The 15002-nt window shown below is 66.6% G+C and carries 16 protein-coding genes and 1 tRNA gene; 14 read left to right on the top strand and 3 right to left on the bottom strand.

The genetic code is table 11. The features are described from left to right. Positions 1-64: 64 nt before the first annotated feature. The 3 genes from HS053_RS16010 to HS053_RS16000 all read left to right on the top strand — a co-directional run bounded on the left by HS053_RS16010 (position 65) and on the right by HS053_RS16000 (position 2838). Positions 65-1450 carry a pyridoxal phosphate-dependent decarboxylase family protein gene (locus HS053_RS16010; protein ID WP_174212275.1) on the top strand — a complete coding sequence of 462 codons (1386 nt, stop codon included), beginning with the start codon at positions 65-67 and terminating at the stop codon, positions 1448-1450. Continuing rightward, positions 1451-2305: a TPM domain-containing protein gene (locus HS053_RS16005; RefSeq protein WP_174212274.1), complete on the top strand. Its 855-nt coding sequence runs from the start codon at positions 1451-1453 to the stop codon at positions 2303-2305. Between the two features lie 65 nt (positions 2306-2370). Continuing rightward, positions 2371-2838, top strand: a complete 468-nt coding sequence (locus tag HS053_RS16000; protein ID WP_174212273.1) for a hypothetical protein — start codon at positions 2371-2373, stop codon at positions 2836-2838. Between the two features lie 3 nt (positions 2839-2841). Here the strand turns inward: HS053_RS16000 and HS053_RS15995 are convergent, their stop codons facing one another. Then, positions 2842-4647, bottom strand: a complete 1806-nt coding sequence (locus HS053_RS15995) for an ABC-F family ATP-binding cassette domain-containing protein (protein ID WP_174212272.1) — start codon at positions 4645-4647, stop codon at positions 2842-2844. 78 nt (positions 4648-4725) lie between these two features. Further along, positions 4726-5439 (bottom strand): GNAT family N-acetyltransferase, encoded by a 714-nt coding sequence (locus HS053_RS15990; protein ID WP_174212271.1) that lies wholly within the window; start codon positions 5437-5439, stop codon positions 4726-4728. 125 nt (positions 5440-5564) lie between these two features. Here HS053_RS15990 and msrB point away from each other — a divergent pair, with 125 nt between their 5' ends. Next, positions 5565-5957 carry a peptide-methionine (R)-S-oxide reductase MsrB gene (gene msrB / locus HS053_RS15985; RefSeq protein WP_174212270.1) on the top strand — a complete coding sequence of 131 codons (393 nt, stop codon included), beginning with the start codon at positions 5565-5567 and terminating at the stop codon, positions 5955-5957. A gap of 51 nt (positions 5958-6008) precedes the next feature. On the opposite strand, the gene HS053_RS15980 is transcribed toward msrB, so the two are convergent. Then, positions 6009-6470 carry an outer membrane protein assembly factor BamE gene (locus HS053_RS15980; RefSeq protein ID WP_174212269.1) on the bottom strand — a complete coding sequence of 154 codons (462 nt, stop codon included), beginning with the start codon at positions 6468-6470 and terminating at the stop codon, positions 6009-6011. 224 nt (positions 6471-6694) lie between these two features. On the opposite strand from HS053_RS15980, the gene HS053_RS15975 reads away from it, so the two are divergent. From HS053_RS15975 to HS053_RS15930, 10 genes are all read left to right on the top strand, one after another. After that, positions 6695-7267 (top strand): YceD family protein, encoded by a 573-nt coding sequence (locus tag HS053_RS15975; protein ID WP_174212268.1) that lies wholly within the window; start codon positions 6695-6697, stop codon positions 7265-7267. A gap of 150 nt (positions 7268-7417) precedes the next feature. Beyond that, on the top strand, positions 7418-7621 hold the full coding sequence (gene rpmF / locus HS053_RS15970; protein ID WP_174212267.1) for a 50S ribosomal protein L32: 204 nt from the start codon (positions 7418-7420) through the stop codon (positions 7619-7621). 26 nt (positions 7622-7647) lie between these two features. Continuing rightward, positions 7648-8769, top strand: coding sequence for a phosphate acyltransferase PlsX (plsX, locus tag HS053_RS15965; protein WP_174212266.1), 1122 nt, complete (start codon positions 7648-7650; stop codon positions 8767-8769). Continuing rightward, positions 8766-9737, top strand: coding sequence for a beta-ketoacyl-ACP synthase III (locus HS053_RS15960; RefSeq protein WP_174212265.1), 972 nt, complete (start codon positions 8766-8768; stop codon positions 9735-9737). The genes plsX and HS053_RS15960 overlap by 4 nt, the downstream gene beginning before the upstream one ends. Positions 9738-9826: 89 nt before the next feature. Continuing rightward, on the top strand, positions 9827-10129 hold the full coding sequence (gene ihfA, locus HS053_RS15955) for an integration host factor subunit alpha (RefSeq protein ID WP_174212264.1): 303 nt from the start codon (positions 9827-9829) through the stop codon (positions 10127-10129). A 15-nt stretch (positions 10130-10144) separates the two neighbouring features. After that, complete coding sequence (locus tag HS053_RS15950; RefSeq protein WP_174212263.1) at positions 10145-11020, top strand: MerR family transcriptional regulator; 876 nt, start codon at positions 10145-10147, stop codon at positions 11018-11020. A 66-nt stretch (positions 11021-11086) separates the two neighbouring features. Next, positions 11087-11165 (top strand) — tRNA-Pro (locus tag HS053_RS15945). A 60-nt stretch (positions 11166-11225) separates the two neighbouring features. Next, the gene (locus HS053_RS15940) at positions 11226-12305 is read left to right on the top strand and encodes a 2'-deoxycytidine 5'-triphosphate deaminase (RefSeq protein ID WP_174212262.1); all 1080 of its coding nucleotides are present in this window, start codon (positions 11226-11228) and stop codon (positions 12303-12305) included. Positions 12306-12531: 226 nt separating this feature from the next. Continuing rightward, positions 12532-12945 carry a cupin domain-containing protein gene (locus tag HS053_RS15935; RefSeq protein WP_174212261.1) on the top strand — a complete coding sequence of 138 codons (414 nt, stop codon included), beginning with the start codon at positions 12532-12534 and terminating at the stop codon, positions 12943-12945. Beyond that, positions 12942-14975 (top strand): ASKHA domain-containing protein, encoded by a 2034-nt coding sequence (locus HS053_RS15930; protein WP_174212260.1) that lies wholly within the window; start codon positions 12942-12944, stop codon positions 14973-14975. Before HS053_RS15935 ends, HS053_RS15930 begins: the two co-directional genes overlap by 4 nt. Positions 14976-15002: the final 27 nt, after the last annotated feature.

Below are 15002 nucleotides of genomic sequence, written 5' to 3'. Positions count from 1 at the left end.
CCGGCTCTGCCTCTTGCGATAAATGATTAACATGTTAAATTGTTGATCCGAGGGGGAGCCTGCGATGAACCATGACGATCTGAACCACTGGTCGAAACGCGCCGCCGACTGGGCGCGCGACTATCACGCCGGCCTGCGTGACCGTCCGGTGCGGGCGCCATTGGTGCCGGGCGCCACCGCGGCGCAGCTTGCTGCGACGCCACCGGAGGCCGCCGAAGACATGGCCGCGATCTTTGCCGATTTCGAGCGGATCGTTCCCGGCGCGATGACCCATTGGCAGCACCCGCGCTTCTTCGCCTATTTCCCGGCCAATGCCTCACCCGCCTCGATGCTGGCCGAGCAACTGGCCAATGCGATGGCCTGTCAGGGGATGCTGTGGCAGACCTCGCCCGCCGCGACCGAGGTGGAGCAGGTGATGATCGGCTGGCTGCGGCAGGCGCTTGGCCTGCCGGAGGGGTTTACCGGCACGATCCACGATTCCGCCACCACCGCCACGCTGTCGGCGGTACTGACCATGCGCGAGGCGGCGCTGAACTGGCAGGGCAATGCCGAAGGGCTGTCCGCCCTGCCCCGGCTGCGGCTTTATGCCAGCGCCGAGACCCATTCGAGCGTGGACAAGGCCGCAAGGGTGGCGGGCATCGGGCAGACCAATCTGGTCAAGGTGCCGACCGATGGCAGCCTGTCGATGAAGCCCGGCGCGCTGTCGGGCGCAATTGCCGCCGACCGCGCGGCGGGGATGCTGCCCGCCGGGGTGATCCTTTGCGCCGGGGGCACCTCGGTTGGCGCCTTTGACCGGATTGCCGATTGCATTGCCGTTGCCCATGCCGAGGGGCTGCCGGTGCATGTCGATGCCGCCTGGGCCGGCTCGGCGATGATTGCACCCGAGTTCCGCGCCCTTTGGGCCGGGGTGGAACAGGCCGACAGCATTGTCTTCAACCCGCATAAATGGCTGGGCGCGCAGTTTGACTGCGCCGTGCAGTTCCTGCGCGATCCGGGGCCACAGGTGAAAACCCTTGGCCTGCGCCCGACATATCTGGAGACGGCGGGACGCGAAGAGATCGTCAATTTCAACGAATGGACCGTGCCGCTGGGCCGCCGCTTTCGGGCGCTGAAACTGTGGTTCCACCTGCGCGCCTATGGGCTTGAGGGGTTGCGCGGGATGATCCGCAACCATGTGGCCTGGGCGCAAGAGGTTTGTGAGACGCTGCGCGCCCTGCCGGGCGTGACCATCACCACCGAGCCGCGTCTGTCGCTCTTTACCTTCGCGCTGGAGGGGGATGCCGCGACCGAGGCGCTCTTGTCACGGATCAACGATGATGGCCGGATTTACCTGACGCAGACGCGCCATGACGGGCGCTATGTGATCCGGGTGCAGGTCGGGCAATTCGACTGCACCCGGGCCGATGTCATGGTGATTGCGGCAGTGGTGGCCGAACTGATGGAGGGGTAAATGCTGCGCGCGCTGGTCCTGCTGATCCTGATGCCCTTCGCCGCGCTGGCGCAGGACTATCCCGCGCCACTGTCGGACAAGGTGAACGATTGGGCCGGGGTGCTGTCGCCCGAGGCTGCGGCGCGGCTGGAAGACCGCCTGCAGACGGCGCGGGACGAAACCGGGGTCCATGTGGTGCTGGTCACCATGGCGCGGTTGGCCGACCATGGCGGCGCGGGAATGCGGATCGACAGCTATGCCAAGGGCCTCTTCAACGCCTGGGGCGTGGGCGACAAGGCGCGCAATGATGGGGTGCTGATCCTTGTCGCCACCGAAGACCGCGAAATCCGGGTGGCTTTGGGGGTGGGCTATGATGCGGTCTGGGACAATGCGGCGCAGGCGGCGATCGACCGGGGCTTTCTGCCCGGGTTCCGGGCGGGAAGGATCGAGGCCGGGATCGAGGCCGGGGTGGACCAGGTGATCACCCGCATTGCCCGTCCCTTTGCGGCGGGTCAGCCCGCCGAAGTGGTGCCGGATGCAGGCTTGCCGCTGCCGCTTCTTGGGCTTGGGATCGGCGCGGTTCTGCTTCTGGCGCTGCGCCAGAGGATCGGCGACGGATGGCAGCGATTTGCCCGCTGCCCCTCCTGCGGCCATCGCGGGCTTGAGCGGACGACGGGCGAGACGATGATTGCCGGAACCACCACCCCCGGCGAAGGCTGGCGGCTGACGCGCTGCCCCTCATGCGGGCATGAGCGGCGCGAGACCCTTCTGATCCGCACAGGCGGTTTCGGCAAGGGCGACAGTCAGGGCGACTCGGGCAGTAGCGGCTTTGGCGGCGGGCGCTCTTCGGGTGGCGGCGCTTCGGGGCGTTGGTGACGGCTCTTGTCACTGGACGCGCCGCGCGACGGGCGGCAGGTTTGGCGCAGACCCGGAGGTTTCCCATGCGCCGCCTTGCCCTTGTCTTTGGCCTGCTTGCCACCCCTGCCTTTGCGCAAAGCCCGCGCGATGCGATCTTCCCTTCGGATGCATCCTGCTATCTGCGCCATTACAGCGCCGGACATCTGGCCAGCCACCCGCAGCAGAACGTCGCCGAAATCGCCCTTGGCCCCGAACCCGCTACCTTTGACGCGCCGGTTCTGGGGCTGCGGCTGGCGCTATACCGGCGGGGCAGCAACACCCGGTATGAGGGCCGCGCCGCCTGCGAGAATACCGGCGGCGCGCTTTCGTGCCAGCTTGAGGGGGATGGCGGCTGGTTCACGCTCTGGCCCAAGGCCGATGGCACGCTGCGCCTTGAGGTCGGGCACGGCGGCCTGACCTTCGAGGCGGCCGATTTCCTTGAGGTTTCGGGCATCTCCGGCGATGACCGGGTGTTCGTTCTGCCCCGGGTTCCCGCGGATTCCTGCCCCTGAGTCTCAGCCTTCACGCTCGGCCAGATCCAGCCATTCCTCTTCGGCGGCGGCCAGAAGGGTCTGCCGTTCGCTCAACCCCTCGCTGCCCTTGCGGAATTTGGCGGGTTCCGTCTCATAAAGCCCGGGGGTGGAGAGGAATTCGGTCAGCTTGGCAATTTCCGCCTCAAGCCGGGTGATGACGGCGGGCAGCGCCTCAAGCCGCTTCTTTTCGGTAAAGGTCAGGCCACTTTCGGCGCGCTTGGGTTCGGGCGCCGCCACCGGGGCAGATTTCGCCGAAACCGCAGCCGCAACCGCCTCGGCCACGGGGCGCTGGGCGGCATAATCCGACCAGCCGCCCGGATAGACGGTGGCGCGCCCCCGCCCCTCCAGCGCCACGGTCTGGCTGGCCACGCGGTCGATGAAATCGCGGTCGTGGCTGACCAAAAGGACGGTGCCGTCATATTCGCCCAGAATATCCTGCAGCAGGTCCAGCGTTTCCACGTCCAGATCGTTGGTCGGTTCATCCAGAATCAGCAGGTTCGACGGTTTCGCCATCAGCTTGGCCAGCAAGAGCCGCGCCTTCTCGCCGCCCGACAGGCTGCGCACCGGGGCGCGGGCCTGCCGTTCGTCAAAGAGGAAATCCTTGAGATAGGCCACCACATGGCGCGGATTGCCGCGCACCAGCACCTGATCCGAAGCGCCCGAAACCTTCATCGTCGGATCGCCGGTCAGGTTTTCCCAAAGGCTCGCCTCTGGGTCGAGCTGGGCGCGGCTCTGATCAAAGACCGCGATGTCCAGATTGGTGCCAAGGGTCACCGTGCCGCTGTCGGGCGCCTCTTGCCCCACCAGCATTTTCAGCAAGGTGGTCTTGCCCACGCCATTGGGGCCGACGAAGGCCACCCGGTCGCCGCGCAACACCCGCAGGTCAAAGTCCTTGAGGATGAGCTTGTCGTCATAAGCCTTTGAAATCCCCTTCGCCTCGATCACCTTACGGCCTGAGGTGGGGCCGGCGTCCAATTCCATCGCCGCCGTGCCCTGACGGCGGATCTGGCTGGCACGTTCTGCCCGCAAGGCCGCCAGCGCCCGCACCCGGCCCTGATTGCGCTTGCGCCGGGCCGAGATACCTTCGACCGCCCATTTCGCCTCGGCCTTGATCTTGCGGTCCAGCTTGTGGCGCGCCTCATCCTCTTCGGCCCAGATGGTTTCGCGCCAATCCTCGAACCCCTCGAACCCCGCCTCGCGGCGGCGGACCTGACCCCGGTCGATCCAGAGCGTCGCCTTGGTCAGCGCCCGCAGAAAGGCGCGGTCGTGGCTGATCAGGACGAAAGCCTGCCGGGTTTCGGAAAGCTGCGCCTCAAGCCACTCGATCGCCTGAATGTCCAGATGGTTGGTCGGCTCGTCCAAGAGCATCAGCTCGGGCGCCTCGGCCATCAGCTTGGCCAGTGCGGCGCGGCGCCGTTCGCCGCCCGAAGCGGTGGAGACCGGGGTTTCGGGATCGAACTTCAGCCCCTCGGCCGCCATGGCCACGCGGTATTCCTCGCCCTCGGACAGGCCCGAGGAGGCATAATGGCCCAAGGTGGCAAAACCCGAAAGGTCGGGGTCTTGCTCCATATAGCCGACACTGACCCCGGGCGGGACGACACGGATGCCGTGATCGGCCTCGACCAGCCCGGCCATCACCTTCATCAAGGTGGATTTGCCCGAACCGTTGCGGCCGACAAGCGCCACCCGGTCCCCCGGCTGAACCACAAGGTCAAGACCGTCGAAAACCGGATTGCCGCCGAAGGTCAGCGAAATCTGCGAAAGCTGGAGAAGGGGTGCGCGTGCCATGGCCGCGAGGTATGCGCAGCGCGCGGCGGCGTCAACATGGGCCAAATTCCTTGCAAGGAATTTACAGTGGCTTTGCGCCTAACCGGCCAGCGCCCGCAGCGCCCGAGCGCGGGCGGGCGGGATGGCGGCAATCTCGACCCCGGTGAAGACATGCAGCGTGTCAAGGTCGCGGTCGATCACCGCATGATCCGACACCCAGCCCCCCATCGCCAGGTAGCTGCGCAGGAGGGGCGGCAGCGCGGCGGGCGTGCCGCGGCCTTCGGCGGCGGGCAGGTCCACCGTTTCGGGCGCGCGGCGGCCCGGGCGGTGCTGCGGCGGGCCGACATGATGCGCCAGCACCGCCAGCGCCGCGGCATGACCGGCAGGATGCGCGCCACGCAGGGATGAACAGCCGAACAGCAGCCCTGCCCCGCAATCATCGACGATCCGCGTCATCGCGGCCCAGGCCAGCCGCAGGATATCGGGGTCCGCGGCGCCCGGGGCGAGGCAGAAGCGGCCCATCTCGATCATCGGGGCGGGCAGTGCCGCCAGCGGCGCCAGATCATAGAACTGCGCCGCATAGCTTTGCTCCAGCCCCGCGGGCCCCGCGATCACCTGCAGCCGGTAGCAGCACAGCAGCTCACCCGCCGCCGTCTCGACCAGCAGGTGCTGGCAGGCGGCGTCATGGGCATCGGCATCCGTGCCCGCCCCCGCGCCGCGAAAGCAGATCTGGCGCAGCGCAAGGGCGCGGGCGATGTCCTGTGATCCTTCGGCCAACCTTGCGCGCAGCCGTCCGGTTTCCAGCGCCTGCATCCGGCCTCTCCTGCTGTTGAACGGCCGGACTTGCGGCAACCCTTGGCGCCCCGGCCGTTCCGCCCTATTTCTGGCGCTGTCGGCGCCGCCCTGCAAGCGCCGCGATGCAGCAATGGAAGGGTGCGATGGAAAAACTGATCCTGTCCGACGACGAGTGGCGCAGCCGGCTGTCCGATCTGGCCTATAAGGTCACGCGGCAGCACGGCACCGAGCGCGCCTTTACCCATGACGATTTCCCCGATGTGGCGGGCACCTTCCGCTGCCAGTGTTGCGGGGCGCCGCTGTTCGATGCCGAAGACAAGTTCGATTCGGGGTGCGGCTGGCCCAGCTTCACCGCGCCGATCGACGGCGAGATCGTGGGCGAGTCCGAGGATCGCAGCTTTGCCATGCGGCGGACCGAGGTGCATTGCAACCGCTGCGACGCGCATCTGGGCCATGTCTTCCCTGACGGGCCTGCCCCCACCGGGCTGCGCTATTGCATCAACGGGGTCGCGCTGGACTTTCAGCCGGAAGAGTGACAGCCGCCAAGGGGCTGCATCCGCAGCCCCCTCCGCCCCTTTGGTCTGCCGTCAATCCAGGATGTCGCCGGCGCGCAACTGGCCGACCGAGCCGAAGAGTTGTTGCAGGAAGGTCAGGCCGCGGATGTTCGGCTTGGTCACCCGGCGCGAGATGGCGACGACCTTGCCGTCTTCCAGCCCGAAGCGTTCGACATTCTCGACCACGCCTTCATCATTGAAGGTGATCGAGACGACCTGCCGGTCGATCTCTTTCGGCTCGAATCCGCCGCGGGTCTGCCAGCGGCTTTGCACATAGAACCAGCCGACATCGTTCAAAAGCCCCGAGGCGGAAGGCCGGCCCAGCGTGGCCGCAACGGTTTCGCGGCTGTCCTTGCCGACCTCGATCAGCTTCAGCTCCTCATCCGAGGGGACATAGCCGTGATTCTGATAGATCGGCGTGCAGGCCGCCACCGCCAGCAGGACCACCAATAGCCCGGCCCGCAGGCAAAGCCGAGTAATGCCGTGTCGTGCCATTGCGCCCCTCGATCCCACTCGCCACTGGCGGAGCGCCCCGTCACCCTTGCAAGCACCGCGTCGCGGCACTATCCGGGGGGCTGGACCTGCGTCCGCTCTGGTTCTGTCCCAAGGGCTTACAGAAGGACGCGCTTCTGTTCAAGAATGCACTGCTTGGCCGGGCGGTGATCGCCCCGATCCTGTCCGCCATCCCTGCCGCCATCCCGGCCCCGAGGAGAACCGCCATGACCACGCAAACCGCCGCGCCAACCGCTTTGCCCAGCCAGCCGCTTCGTGTGGCGACCCTGGCCAGCCGCAAGCCGACCCGCTTTGCCTTTCGCCCCGACGGCGCGGCACGGGAAATGATCGCGGCGGCGCTTGGCCTTCTGGATTTGCCCGCACTGGAACTTGTCGGCGAAATCCGCCCCGAGGGCCGCCGCGACCTGCGGCTTGAGGCGCGGCTGGTGGCCGAAGCGGTGCAGCCCTGTTCGGTGACGCTGGCCCCGGTGCCCGCCAAGGTGGAGGAGCCGGTGCTGCGCCGCTATCTGGCCGATTATGCGGCACCGCAGGGCGATGAGGTGGAAATCACCGAAGACGAAAGCGAACCCCTGCCCGAAGTGATCGACATTGCCGCCGTCGCGGTCGAGGCGCTGGCCCTGGCGCTGCCCGCCTGGCCGCGCGCGCCGGGGGCCGAACTGGGTGAGGCGGTCTTTGCCGAACCGGGTGTCGCGCCGATGCGGCAGGCCGACCTCAACCCCTTTGCCGGGCTGGCCAGCCTCGCCGAGCGGCTGAAAAAGGATGACGGGGCGGGCGAATAACCCTTTGGCAGAAAGGGGCTTGCGCCCGGGCGGAATCCGGCTATGTTCCGCGCCTCATTCAGGGGCTTTCCGCCCTGCCTTGGTGCAGGGTTCAGGTTTCTGAAATCAAAGGAAAATCAGGGGCATGTCCCCCAACTTCGAGGTCGAGACATGGCTGTCCCGCAGAACCGAGTCACCCGTTCGCGCCGCAACATGCGCCGCGCCCATGACGCGCTGGTTGCCGGCAACCCGCAAGAATGCAGCAACTGCGGCGAGCTGAAGCGCGCCCACCACGTCTGCCCGTCCTGCGGCCACTATGATGCCCGTGAAGTCGTGGCGACCAAGGCCGTCGATACGGACGAGGACGCGGCGTAAGCCGCCTCTGACGCCGCCGCGCCCCGATGGCTTCCGGAACCTCAACTCCGACCACCGAAGGCGCGACGCGCGTTGTCATTTCCGTTGATGCGATGGGCGGAGATCGCGGTCCGGCGGCAGTTGTCGCCGGCCTTCTGATTTCTGCCGAGATGCTTCCCGAGGCCGGTTTCGTGCTGCATGGCGACGAGGCCGAGCTTTCGCGTCTGCTCGCACGGCATCCGGCGATTCTCGATCGTGTGACGCTGCGCCATGCGCCGCGGGCCGTGTCGATGACCGACAAGCCTAGTCAGGTGATGCGCCATGGCGACGGCACCTCGATGTGGTCCGCCATCGACTCGGTCAAATCGGGCGAGGCGCGGGCGGCGGTGTCTTGCGGCAATACAGGCGCGCTGATGGCCGTGTCGATGCTGCGGCTGCGCAAGCTGCCGGGCGTGAACCGGCCCGCCATCGCCTGCTATTGGCCCTCGCGCAACCCGTCCGGCTTCAACGTGATGCTGGACGTGGGGGCCGACATCAAGGCCGAGGCGGCGGACCTTCTGCAATATGCCGCAATGGGCGCCTCATACGCGCGCAACGGCATGAACATCCTGCGACCGCGTGTCGGGCTCTTGAACGTCGGCACCGAAGACCACAAGGGCCGGGCCGAACTGCACGAGGCCGCGCGCCAGATGGCCGCTGCGGCCCAAGCGGGGGATTACGATTACATCGGTTTCGTCGAGGGCAGCGACCTGCCCTCGGACCGGGTGGATGTGATCGTGACCGATGGCTTCACCGGCAACATCGCCCTGAAGACCGGCGAAGGCACGGCCAAGCTGATTTCCGATTTCCTGCGGGAGGCGTTCAACGCCGGCATCCTGTCGAAATTCGCGGCCTTGCTTGCGCTCAACTCATTGAAGCGGTTGCAAAAGCGGATGGACCCGCGCCGGGTGAACGGCGGGGTGTTTCTGGGGCTGAACGGCACCGTGGTCAAATCCCATGGTTCGGCGGATGAAACCGGCATCGCCGCAGCAATCCAGTTGGCCCACCGTCTGGCCACCGCGGACTTCACCCAACGGCTTGCGGCGCGGGTTGCATCGGCAGGCCGTGCGGGGCAGGATGCCGCCGCAGAGGGGCATACAGACGGGCAGAAGGCAGGGTCCAGCGAATGACGATACGCGCCGTGGTCAGGGGCGTCGGGCACTATCTGCCCGAACGTGTTGTGCCCAACAGCGAGCTTGAGGCCCTGGTCCAGACCTCGGATGAATGGATTCGCAGCCGCTCGGGGATCGAGCGGCGGCATTTTGTCGCCGAAGGCCAGACCACCTCGGATATCGGCACCCGCGCCGCCCGCGCCGCCCTGGCCGATGCCGGGCTGGAGCCGGGCGATATCGACGTGATCATCGTCGCCACCTCGACCGCCGATCTGACCTTCCCTTCGGCTGCCACGATGATCCAGGGCGCCTTGGGCATGACCGGCGGCTTTGCCTTTGACGTGCAGGCGGTCTGCGCCGGGTTTGTCTTTGCCCTGACCAACGCGAATGCGCTGATCATCTCGGGTTCGGCGAAACGGGTGCTGGTGATCGGGGCGGAAACCTTTTCCAGGCTGATGGACTGGACCGATCGCAGCACCTGCGTCCTGTTCGGCGACGGCGCGGGTGCCTTGGTGCTGGAAGCCAGCGAAGGCGCAGGCGCCAATACCGACCGCGGCATTCTGGCGACCGACCTGCACAGCGACGGCCGTTTCCGCGACATTCTTTATGTCGATGGCGGGGTTTCGACCGGCACCACCGGGCACCTGCGGATGGAAGGCAAGGAAGTCTTTCGTCATGCCGTTGAAAAGCTTGCCGAAACCGCCCATACGGGCCTCGACAAGCTGGGACTGACCGGCGCCGATGTGGACTGGATCGTGCCGCATCAGGCCAATATCCGAATCATCGAAGCCACCGCCAAGCGGATGCAGGTGCCGATGGACCGCGTTGTGGTCACCGTGCAGGACCATGGCAACACTTCGGCCGCCTCGATTCCGCTGGCGCTGTCGGTCGGCAAGGCGCGCGGGCAGATCAAACCCGGCGATCTGGTGGTGACCGAGGCGATCGGAGGCGGCCTTGCCTGGGGATCGGTCGTTCTGCGCTGGTGACAGCGCTTCAATCCCCCGCTCCAAGTGATTGATATTGACTCGGAAATCCCAAGCGCCCAATCTGCCCTGAATAACCCGGGGGGGATATGATGAGCGAAAAGACTCTGACGCGGATGGATCTGTCCGAGGCCGTCTTCCGTGAGGTGGGCCTCAGCCGCAACGAATCCGCGCAACTGGTGGAATCGGTGCTGTCGCATATGTCCGACGCGCTGGCTTCGGGCGAGACGGTCAAGATCTCGTCCTTCGGCACCTTCTCGGTGCGCGACAAGACGGCCCGTGTCGGCCGCAACCCCAAGACCGGCGACGAGGTTCCGATCTCGCCACGCCGGGTGCTGACCTTCCGCCCGTCGCATCTGATGAAGGATCGCGTGGCGCTGGGCAAGAAGACCTAAGGAGGTCCGTCGCGGATGGACAAGTCGCCGGACGCCTTCCGCACCATCTCCGAGGTCTCCGAGTTTCTGGAAACCCCGGCGCATGTGCTGCGCTTCTGGGAAAGCCGTTTTCCCCAGATCAGACCCGTCAAACGGGCCGGAGGGCGCCGCTATTATCGGCCCGCCGATGTGGCGTTGCTGACCGGCATCAAGCGGCTGTTGCATGATGAAGGCATGACGATCCGCGGCGTGCAGAAAATCCTGCGCGAGCAGGGCGTGCGCCATGTCGCCGGCCTGACCGGCGAGGCGCATTCCGAAGATGCCGAGGCGGCGCTTGAGGCGGCGCTTGCGGCGAATTTCCCCGGCGAAGACGATGCGCCGCTGCCGGTGGAAGAGATCGAGACGGCGCAGATCGTGGCGCTGGAAACCGCGCTGCGCCGCAACCCGCCGCCGCGGCCTGCCGTGCAGGAAAACCTTTTCGCGGGCCTGTTCGATCTGCCCGATACCGACCCGATCGTGGTCTCGCTGACACCCGAACGCCCGGCCGATCCGGTGGCCGAGACGCCTGCCGAAGAGCCGGAAATCTTCCTCGAAGTGACCGAGGCACTGGCGGCCGAGGCCGAGGATGCCCCGCCCGAAGAGGAAGAGGCGGTTGCCGCCCTTGTCGCCGCCGAGCTTGAGGCCGATTTGCAGGCCGAGATTGCCGCCGAAGATGCCATCTGGCAGGTGCAGGATGCCGCCGCCGCAGCCGAAGGCACCGATGACGCGCCGGAACCGGCCGATCTGCCCGCCCTTGCCGCACGAATCGCTGCCCTGCCGGTTTCCGCCCTGCTGCCTTGGCGGGCGCGGCTGCGGGCGCTGCGCGACCGGCTGCTTGCCCTGGAAGACCGCATGACGGCCCCGCCCTATTAGGCGGAAAAATCATGCACTTTCCTGCTTGCCCCCGCCCGGAATATCGTTATGTATCGCCGCCATCGTCGGGCCGTAGCGCAGCCTGGTTTAGCGCGTCCGTCTGGGGGGCGGGAGGTCGTGAGTTCGAATCTCACCGGCCCGACCATATGAAACCGCCCGCTTGCCGCAAGGCTTGCGGGCGGTTCCACATTCAGGGGCACTGATCATGACAGCCGGCGTTCTTCCCGCACAACATCTGCGCCACCTGATCGAAACTGGCGCCCTTGCCGCCGATCCCGCGATCCGCCCCGATCAGATTCAGCCCGCCAGCCTTGACCTGCGGCTGGGAACGGTGGCCTACCGGGTGCGCGCCTCGTTTCTGGCGGGCCATGGCGCAAAGGTCGCCGACCGCATCGCCGAATTCGAGATGCACCGGGTCGATCTGACCGCAGGCGCCGTGCTGGAAAAGGGCTGCGTCTATGTCATCCCGCTGATGGAGCGGCTGGCGCTGCCTGCGGGCATCACCGCCGTCGCTAATGCCAAAAGCTCAACCGGGCGGCTGGACCTCTTGACCCGCACCATCACCGATGGCGGCACCGAGTTTGACCGCATCCCCGAAGCCTATCACGGCCCGCTCTATGCCGAAGTCTGTCCGCGCAGCTTTTCGGTGCTGGTGCGCGCCGGGCAGCGGCTGAACCAGATCCGCTTCCGTCAGGGGCAGGCGGTGCTGTCGGATGCAGAATTGCGCAGCCTGCACGCCGAGGAACCGCTGGTTTCGGGCGCCGCGGTGATTTCCGAAGGGCTGGGATTTTCGGTCGATCTGCGGCCCGAAACGGGCGACCTGCTGGGCTACCGCGCGAAACCCCATACCGGGGTGATCGACCTTGACCGGATCGGGCATTACCCCGCCCGCGACTTCTGGGAAGAGGTGCGCGCCGGCGATGGCCGCATCATCCTTGACCCCGGCGCCTTCTATATCCTCGTCAGCCGCGAGGCGGTGACGATCCCGCCCGATTACGCCGCCGAGATGGCGCCCTATCTGGCCATGGTGGGCGAGTTCCGCGTGCATTACGCGGGTTTCTTCGACCCCGGCTTTGGCCATGCCGCCGCCGGGGGGGCCGGTTCGCGCGGGGTGCTGGAGGTGCGCTGCCACGAGGCACCTTTCGTGCTGGAACACGGGCAGGTCGTGGGGCGGCTGGTTTACGAACGCATGGCCGCGCGACCGGAAACGCTCTACGGCGCCGGGATCGCGTCCAACTATCAGGGGCAGGGCCTGAAACTGGCCAAGCAGTTCCGGGCGGGCTGACAGCCGACCCCCCTTCCCCGGCGCCGGATGCCTCCGGCGGGGATATTTTTGCCAAGATGAATGCGGCGGGTTTCATCTTGATCCAAATATCCCCCCCGGAGGGTCCGCGGCCCCAAACACGCGCAACCTTGCAGGATCACGCCGCTCCTTGACCGGGACAGGACGGATTCGGCCCTTGTCCCTGCCCCGCGCTCGCCTAGAAAGGGGGGAGCGAGCAGGACGGATCATGACAACACGACCCATCTCGGCGGATTCCGCCACCCTTCCCGACGAGCGCTGGGACAACCCGGCGCGCGGCAGCATCCGTTTCCGCACCCTGATCTCGGCCCCCGCCACGCCCAGCGACAGCCTTGTCTGCGGCGTGGCCCTGATGGCCCCCGGCGAAACCTTTGCCCTCCATTCCCACCCGCAGCCCGAAGTCTATTTCGGGCTTGAGGGCGAAGGCGAGGTGATGATCGACGGTGTGGCGCATCGTCTGGCGCCGGGCGTGGCGCTTTACATTCCCGGGGGGGCCTTGCACGGCGTGCCGCGGGTCGAGACGGCGCTGAAATGGTTCTACACCTTCGCCGCCGATTCCTTTGATGACATAAGTTACCGCTTCCCCGACGAAGCCCCCGACGAATCCAGGGACCAGACATGACCGACGACGCGCTTGTAATCTTTACCCCCTCGGGCAAGCGGGGGCGCTTTGCGCTTGGCACGCCGGTTCTGACGGCGGCGCGGCAATTGGGGGTGGACCTCGATTCGGTCTGCGGCGGGCGCGGCATCTGTTCGAAATGCCAGATCAGCCCCGGTTATGGCGAGTTTCCGAAACATGGCGTGACGGTGGATGAAGATGCACTGACGCCGTGGAATGCGGTGGAAGAGCGGTATAAGTCCAAGCGCGGCATGGCGCCGGGGCGCCGTCTGGGCTGTCAGGCGCAGGTGATGGGCGATGTCGTGATCGACGTGCCGCCGGAATCTCAGGTCCACAAGCAGGTGATCCGCAAATCCGCCACCCAGCGCGACATCGTGATGGACCCGGCGACCCGCGCCCTGTTCGTCGAGGTGGACGAGCCCGACATGCACGAACCCACCGGCGATTTCGAGCGGCTGAAGCGGGCGCTTGCCACGCAATGGGGGGTGGAAGACCCGCTGGTTGATCTGGGCCTTTTGCGCCGCCTGCAGCCGGTGCTGCGCAAGGGCGAGTGGAAGGTCACCGTCGTTCTGACCAAGGGCAACCATGACAACCGGCCCCGCATTCTCGAGGTTTATCCGGGCTTCCACGAGGGCGGGCTTTACGGGCTGGCGATCGACCTTGGCTCGACCACGATTGCGGCGCATCTCTGTTCGCTGGCCGATGGGTCGGTTCTGGCCTCGTCGGGTCTGATGAACCCGCAGATCCGCTTTGGCGAGGATCTGATGAGCCGGGTCTCCTATGCGATGATGAACCCCGGTGGTGATGTGGAGATGACCCGCGCCGTGCGCGAGGCGATCAATGCGCTGGCCGTTTCAATTGCCGCTGAGGCGAAGATCGACCCCAAGGCGATTTTCGAGGTGGTTTTCGTCTGCAACCCGGTGATGCACCATCTGCTGTTGGGGATCGACCCGGTGGAGCTGGGTCAGGCGCCCTTTGCGCTGGCCACCTCGGGCAGTCTCAGCTTGGATGCCAACGACCTTGACCTTGGCAATATCCACGGCGCGGCGCGGGTCTATGTGCTGCCCTGCATCGCGGGCCATGTCGGCGCCGATTGCGCGGCGGTGGCCCTGTCGGAAGAGCCGGGCAAATCCGAGGAAATGGTGCTGATCGTCGATGTCGGCACCAATGCCGAGATTCTTCTGGGCAACAAGGCCCGGGTTCTGGCCTGTTCCAGCCCCACCGGCCCGGCCTTTGAAGGCGCGCAGATCAGTTCGGGCCAGCGCGCCGCCCCCGGCGCCATCGAGCGGGTGGAGATTGATCCCGTGACCAAGGAACCGCGCTTCCGCGTGATCGGGTCCGACTTGTGGTCCACCGATCCGGGTTTTGCCGAGGCGACCAAGGCCAGCGGCATCACCGGCATCTGCGGCTCGGGCATCATCGAGGCGGTGGCGGAACTGCGCATGGCGGGCATTCTGGATCAGGGCGGCTTGATCGGCGGCCCCGATCAGGTGGGCACGCCGCGCTGTGTCCCCGAGGGGCGGACGCATTCCTATCTCTTGCACGACGGCAGCGCCGAGGGCGGGCCGCGCATTCTGGTGACCCAAGGTGATATCCGCGCCATCCAGTTGGCCAAGGCGGCGCTTTACGCGGGCGCCCGGCTTCTGATGGATGAAATGGGCGTCGATACCGTGGAAAAGGTCGTTCTGGCCGGGGCCTTTGGCGCCCATATCAGCCCGAAACATGCGATGGTTCTGGGGATGATCCCCGATGTGCCGCTGGACAAGGTGATTTCGGCGGGCAATGCCGCGGGCACCGGCGCACGGATTGCGCTGTGCAACGTGGCGGCGCGTGACCAGATTGAGGCGGTGGTGCATGACATCCACAAGGTCGAAACCGCCATCGAGCCGCGCTTTCAGGAGCATTTCGTCAATGCCAGCGCGATTCCGAACGCGGTGGATGCCTTCCCGGAACTGGGAAAGGTCGTCACCCTGCCCGAGGTCAGCTTCAACACCGCAGGCGCGGGCAGCGAGGGGCGGCGGCGGCGGCGTTAGGGCTTGACGGCCAGCGGCGGCGCGCTA

The organism is Tabrizicola fusiformis, from assembly GCF_013328815.1.
In the GTDB taxonomy this organism is placed as follows: domain Bacteria; phylum Pseudomonadota; class Alphaproteobacteria; order Rhodobacterales; family Rhodobacteraceae; genus Fuscibacter.
The sequence above is the reverse complement of the archived record's forward strand: the minus strand, read 5'-3'. Positions and strand labels throughout refer to the sequence as shown.

Bases quoted from the DNA above. Each gene is read 5' to 3' on its own strand.
- HS053_RS16010 (WP_174212275.1), top strand. From the start codon at position 65: ATGAACCATGACGATCTGAACCACTGGTCGAAACGCGCCGCCGACTGG.
- HS053_RS16005 (WP_174212274.1), top strand. From the start codon at position 1,451: ATGCTGCGCGCGCTGGTCCTGCTGATCCTGATGCCCTTCGCCGCGCTG.
- HS053_RS16000 (WP_174212273.1), top strand. From the start codon at position 2,371: ATGCGCCGCCTTGCCCTTGTCTTTGGCCTGCTTGCCACCCCTGCCTTT.
- HS053_RS15995 (WP_174212272.1), bottom strand. From the start codon at position 4,647: ATGGCACGCGCACCCCTTCTCCAGCTTTCGCAGATTTCGCTGACCTTC.
- HS053_RS15990 (WP_174212271.1), bottom strand. From the start codon at position 5,439: ATGCAGGCGCTGGAAACCGGACGGCTGCGCGCAAGGTTGGCCGAAGGA.
- msrB (WP_174212270.1), top strand. From the start codon at position 5,565: ATGGAAAAACTGATCCTGTCCGACGACGAGTGGCGCAGCCGGCTGTCC.
- HS053_RS15980 (WP_174212269.1), bottom strand. From the start codon at position 6,470: ATGGCACGACACGGCATTACTCGGCTTTGCCTGCGGGCCGGGCTATTG.
- HS053_RS15975 (WP_174212268.1), top strand. From the start codon at position 6,695: ATGACCACGCAAACCGCCGCGCCAACCGCTTTGCCCAGCCAGCCGCTT.
- rpmF (WP_174212267.1), top strand. From the start codon at position 7,418: ATGGCTGTCCCGCAGAACCGAGTCACCCGTTCGCGCCGCAACATGCGC.
- plsX (WP_174212266.1), top strand. From the start codon at position 7,648: ATGGCTTCCGGAACCTCAACTCCGACCACCGAAGGCGCGACGCGCGTT.
- HS053_RS15960 (WP_174212265.1), top strand. From the start codon at position 8,766: ATGACGATACGCGCCGTGGTCAGGGGCGTCGGGCACTATCTGCCCGAA.
- ihfA (WP_174212264.1), top strand. From the start codon at position 9,827: ATGAGCGAAAAGACTCTGACGCGGATGGATCTGTCCGAGGCCGTCTTC.
- HS053_RS15950 (WP_174212263.1), top strand. From the start codon at position 10,145: ATGGACAAGTCGCCGGACGCCTTCCGCACCATCTCCGAGGTCTCCGAG.
- HS053_RS15940 (WP_174212262.1), top strand. From the start codon at position 11,226: ATGACAGCCGGCGTTCTTCCCGCACAACATCTGCGCCACCTGATCGAA.
- HS053_RS15935 (WP_174212261.1), top strand. From the start codon at position 12,532: ATGACAACACGACCCATCTCGGCGGATTCCGCCACCCTTCCCGACGAG.
- HS053_RS15930 (WP_174212260.1), top strand. From the start codon at position 12,942: ATGACCGACGACGCGCTTGTAATCTTTACCCCCTCGGGCAAGCGGGGG.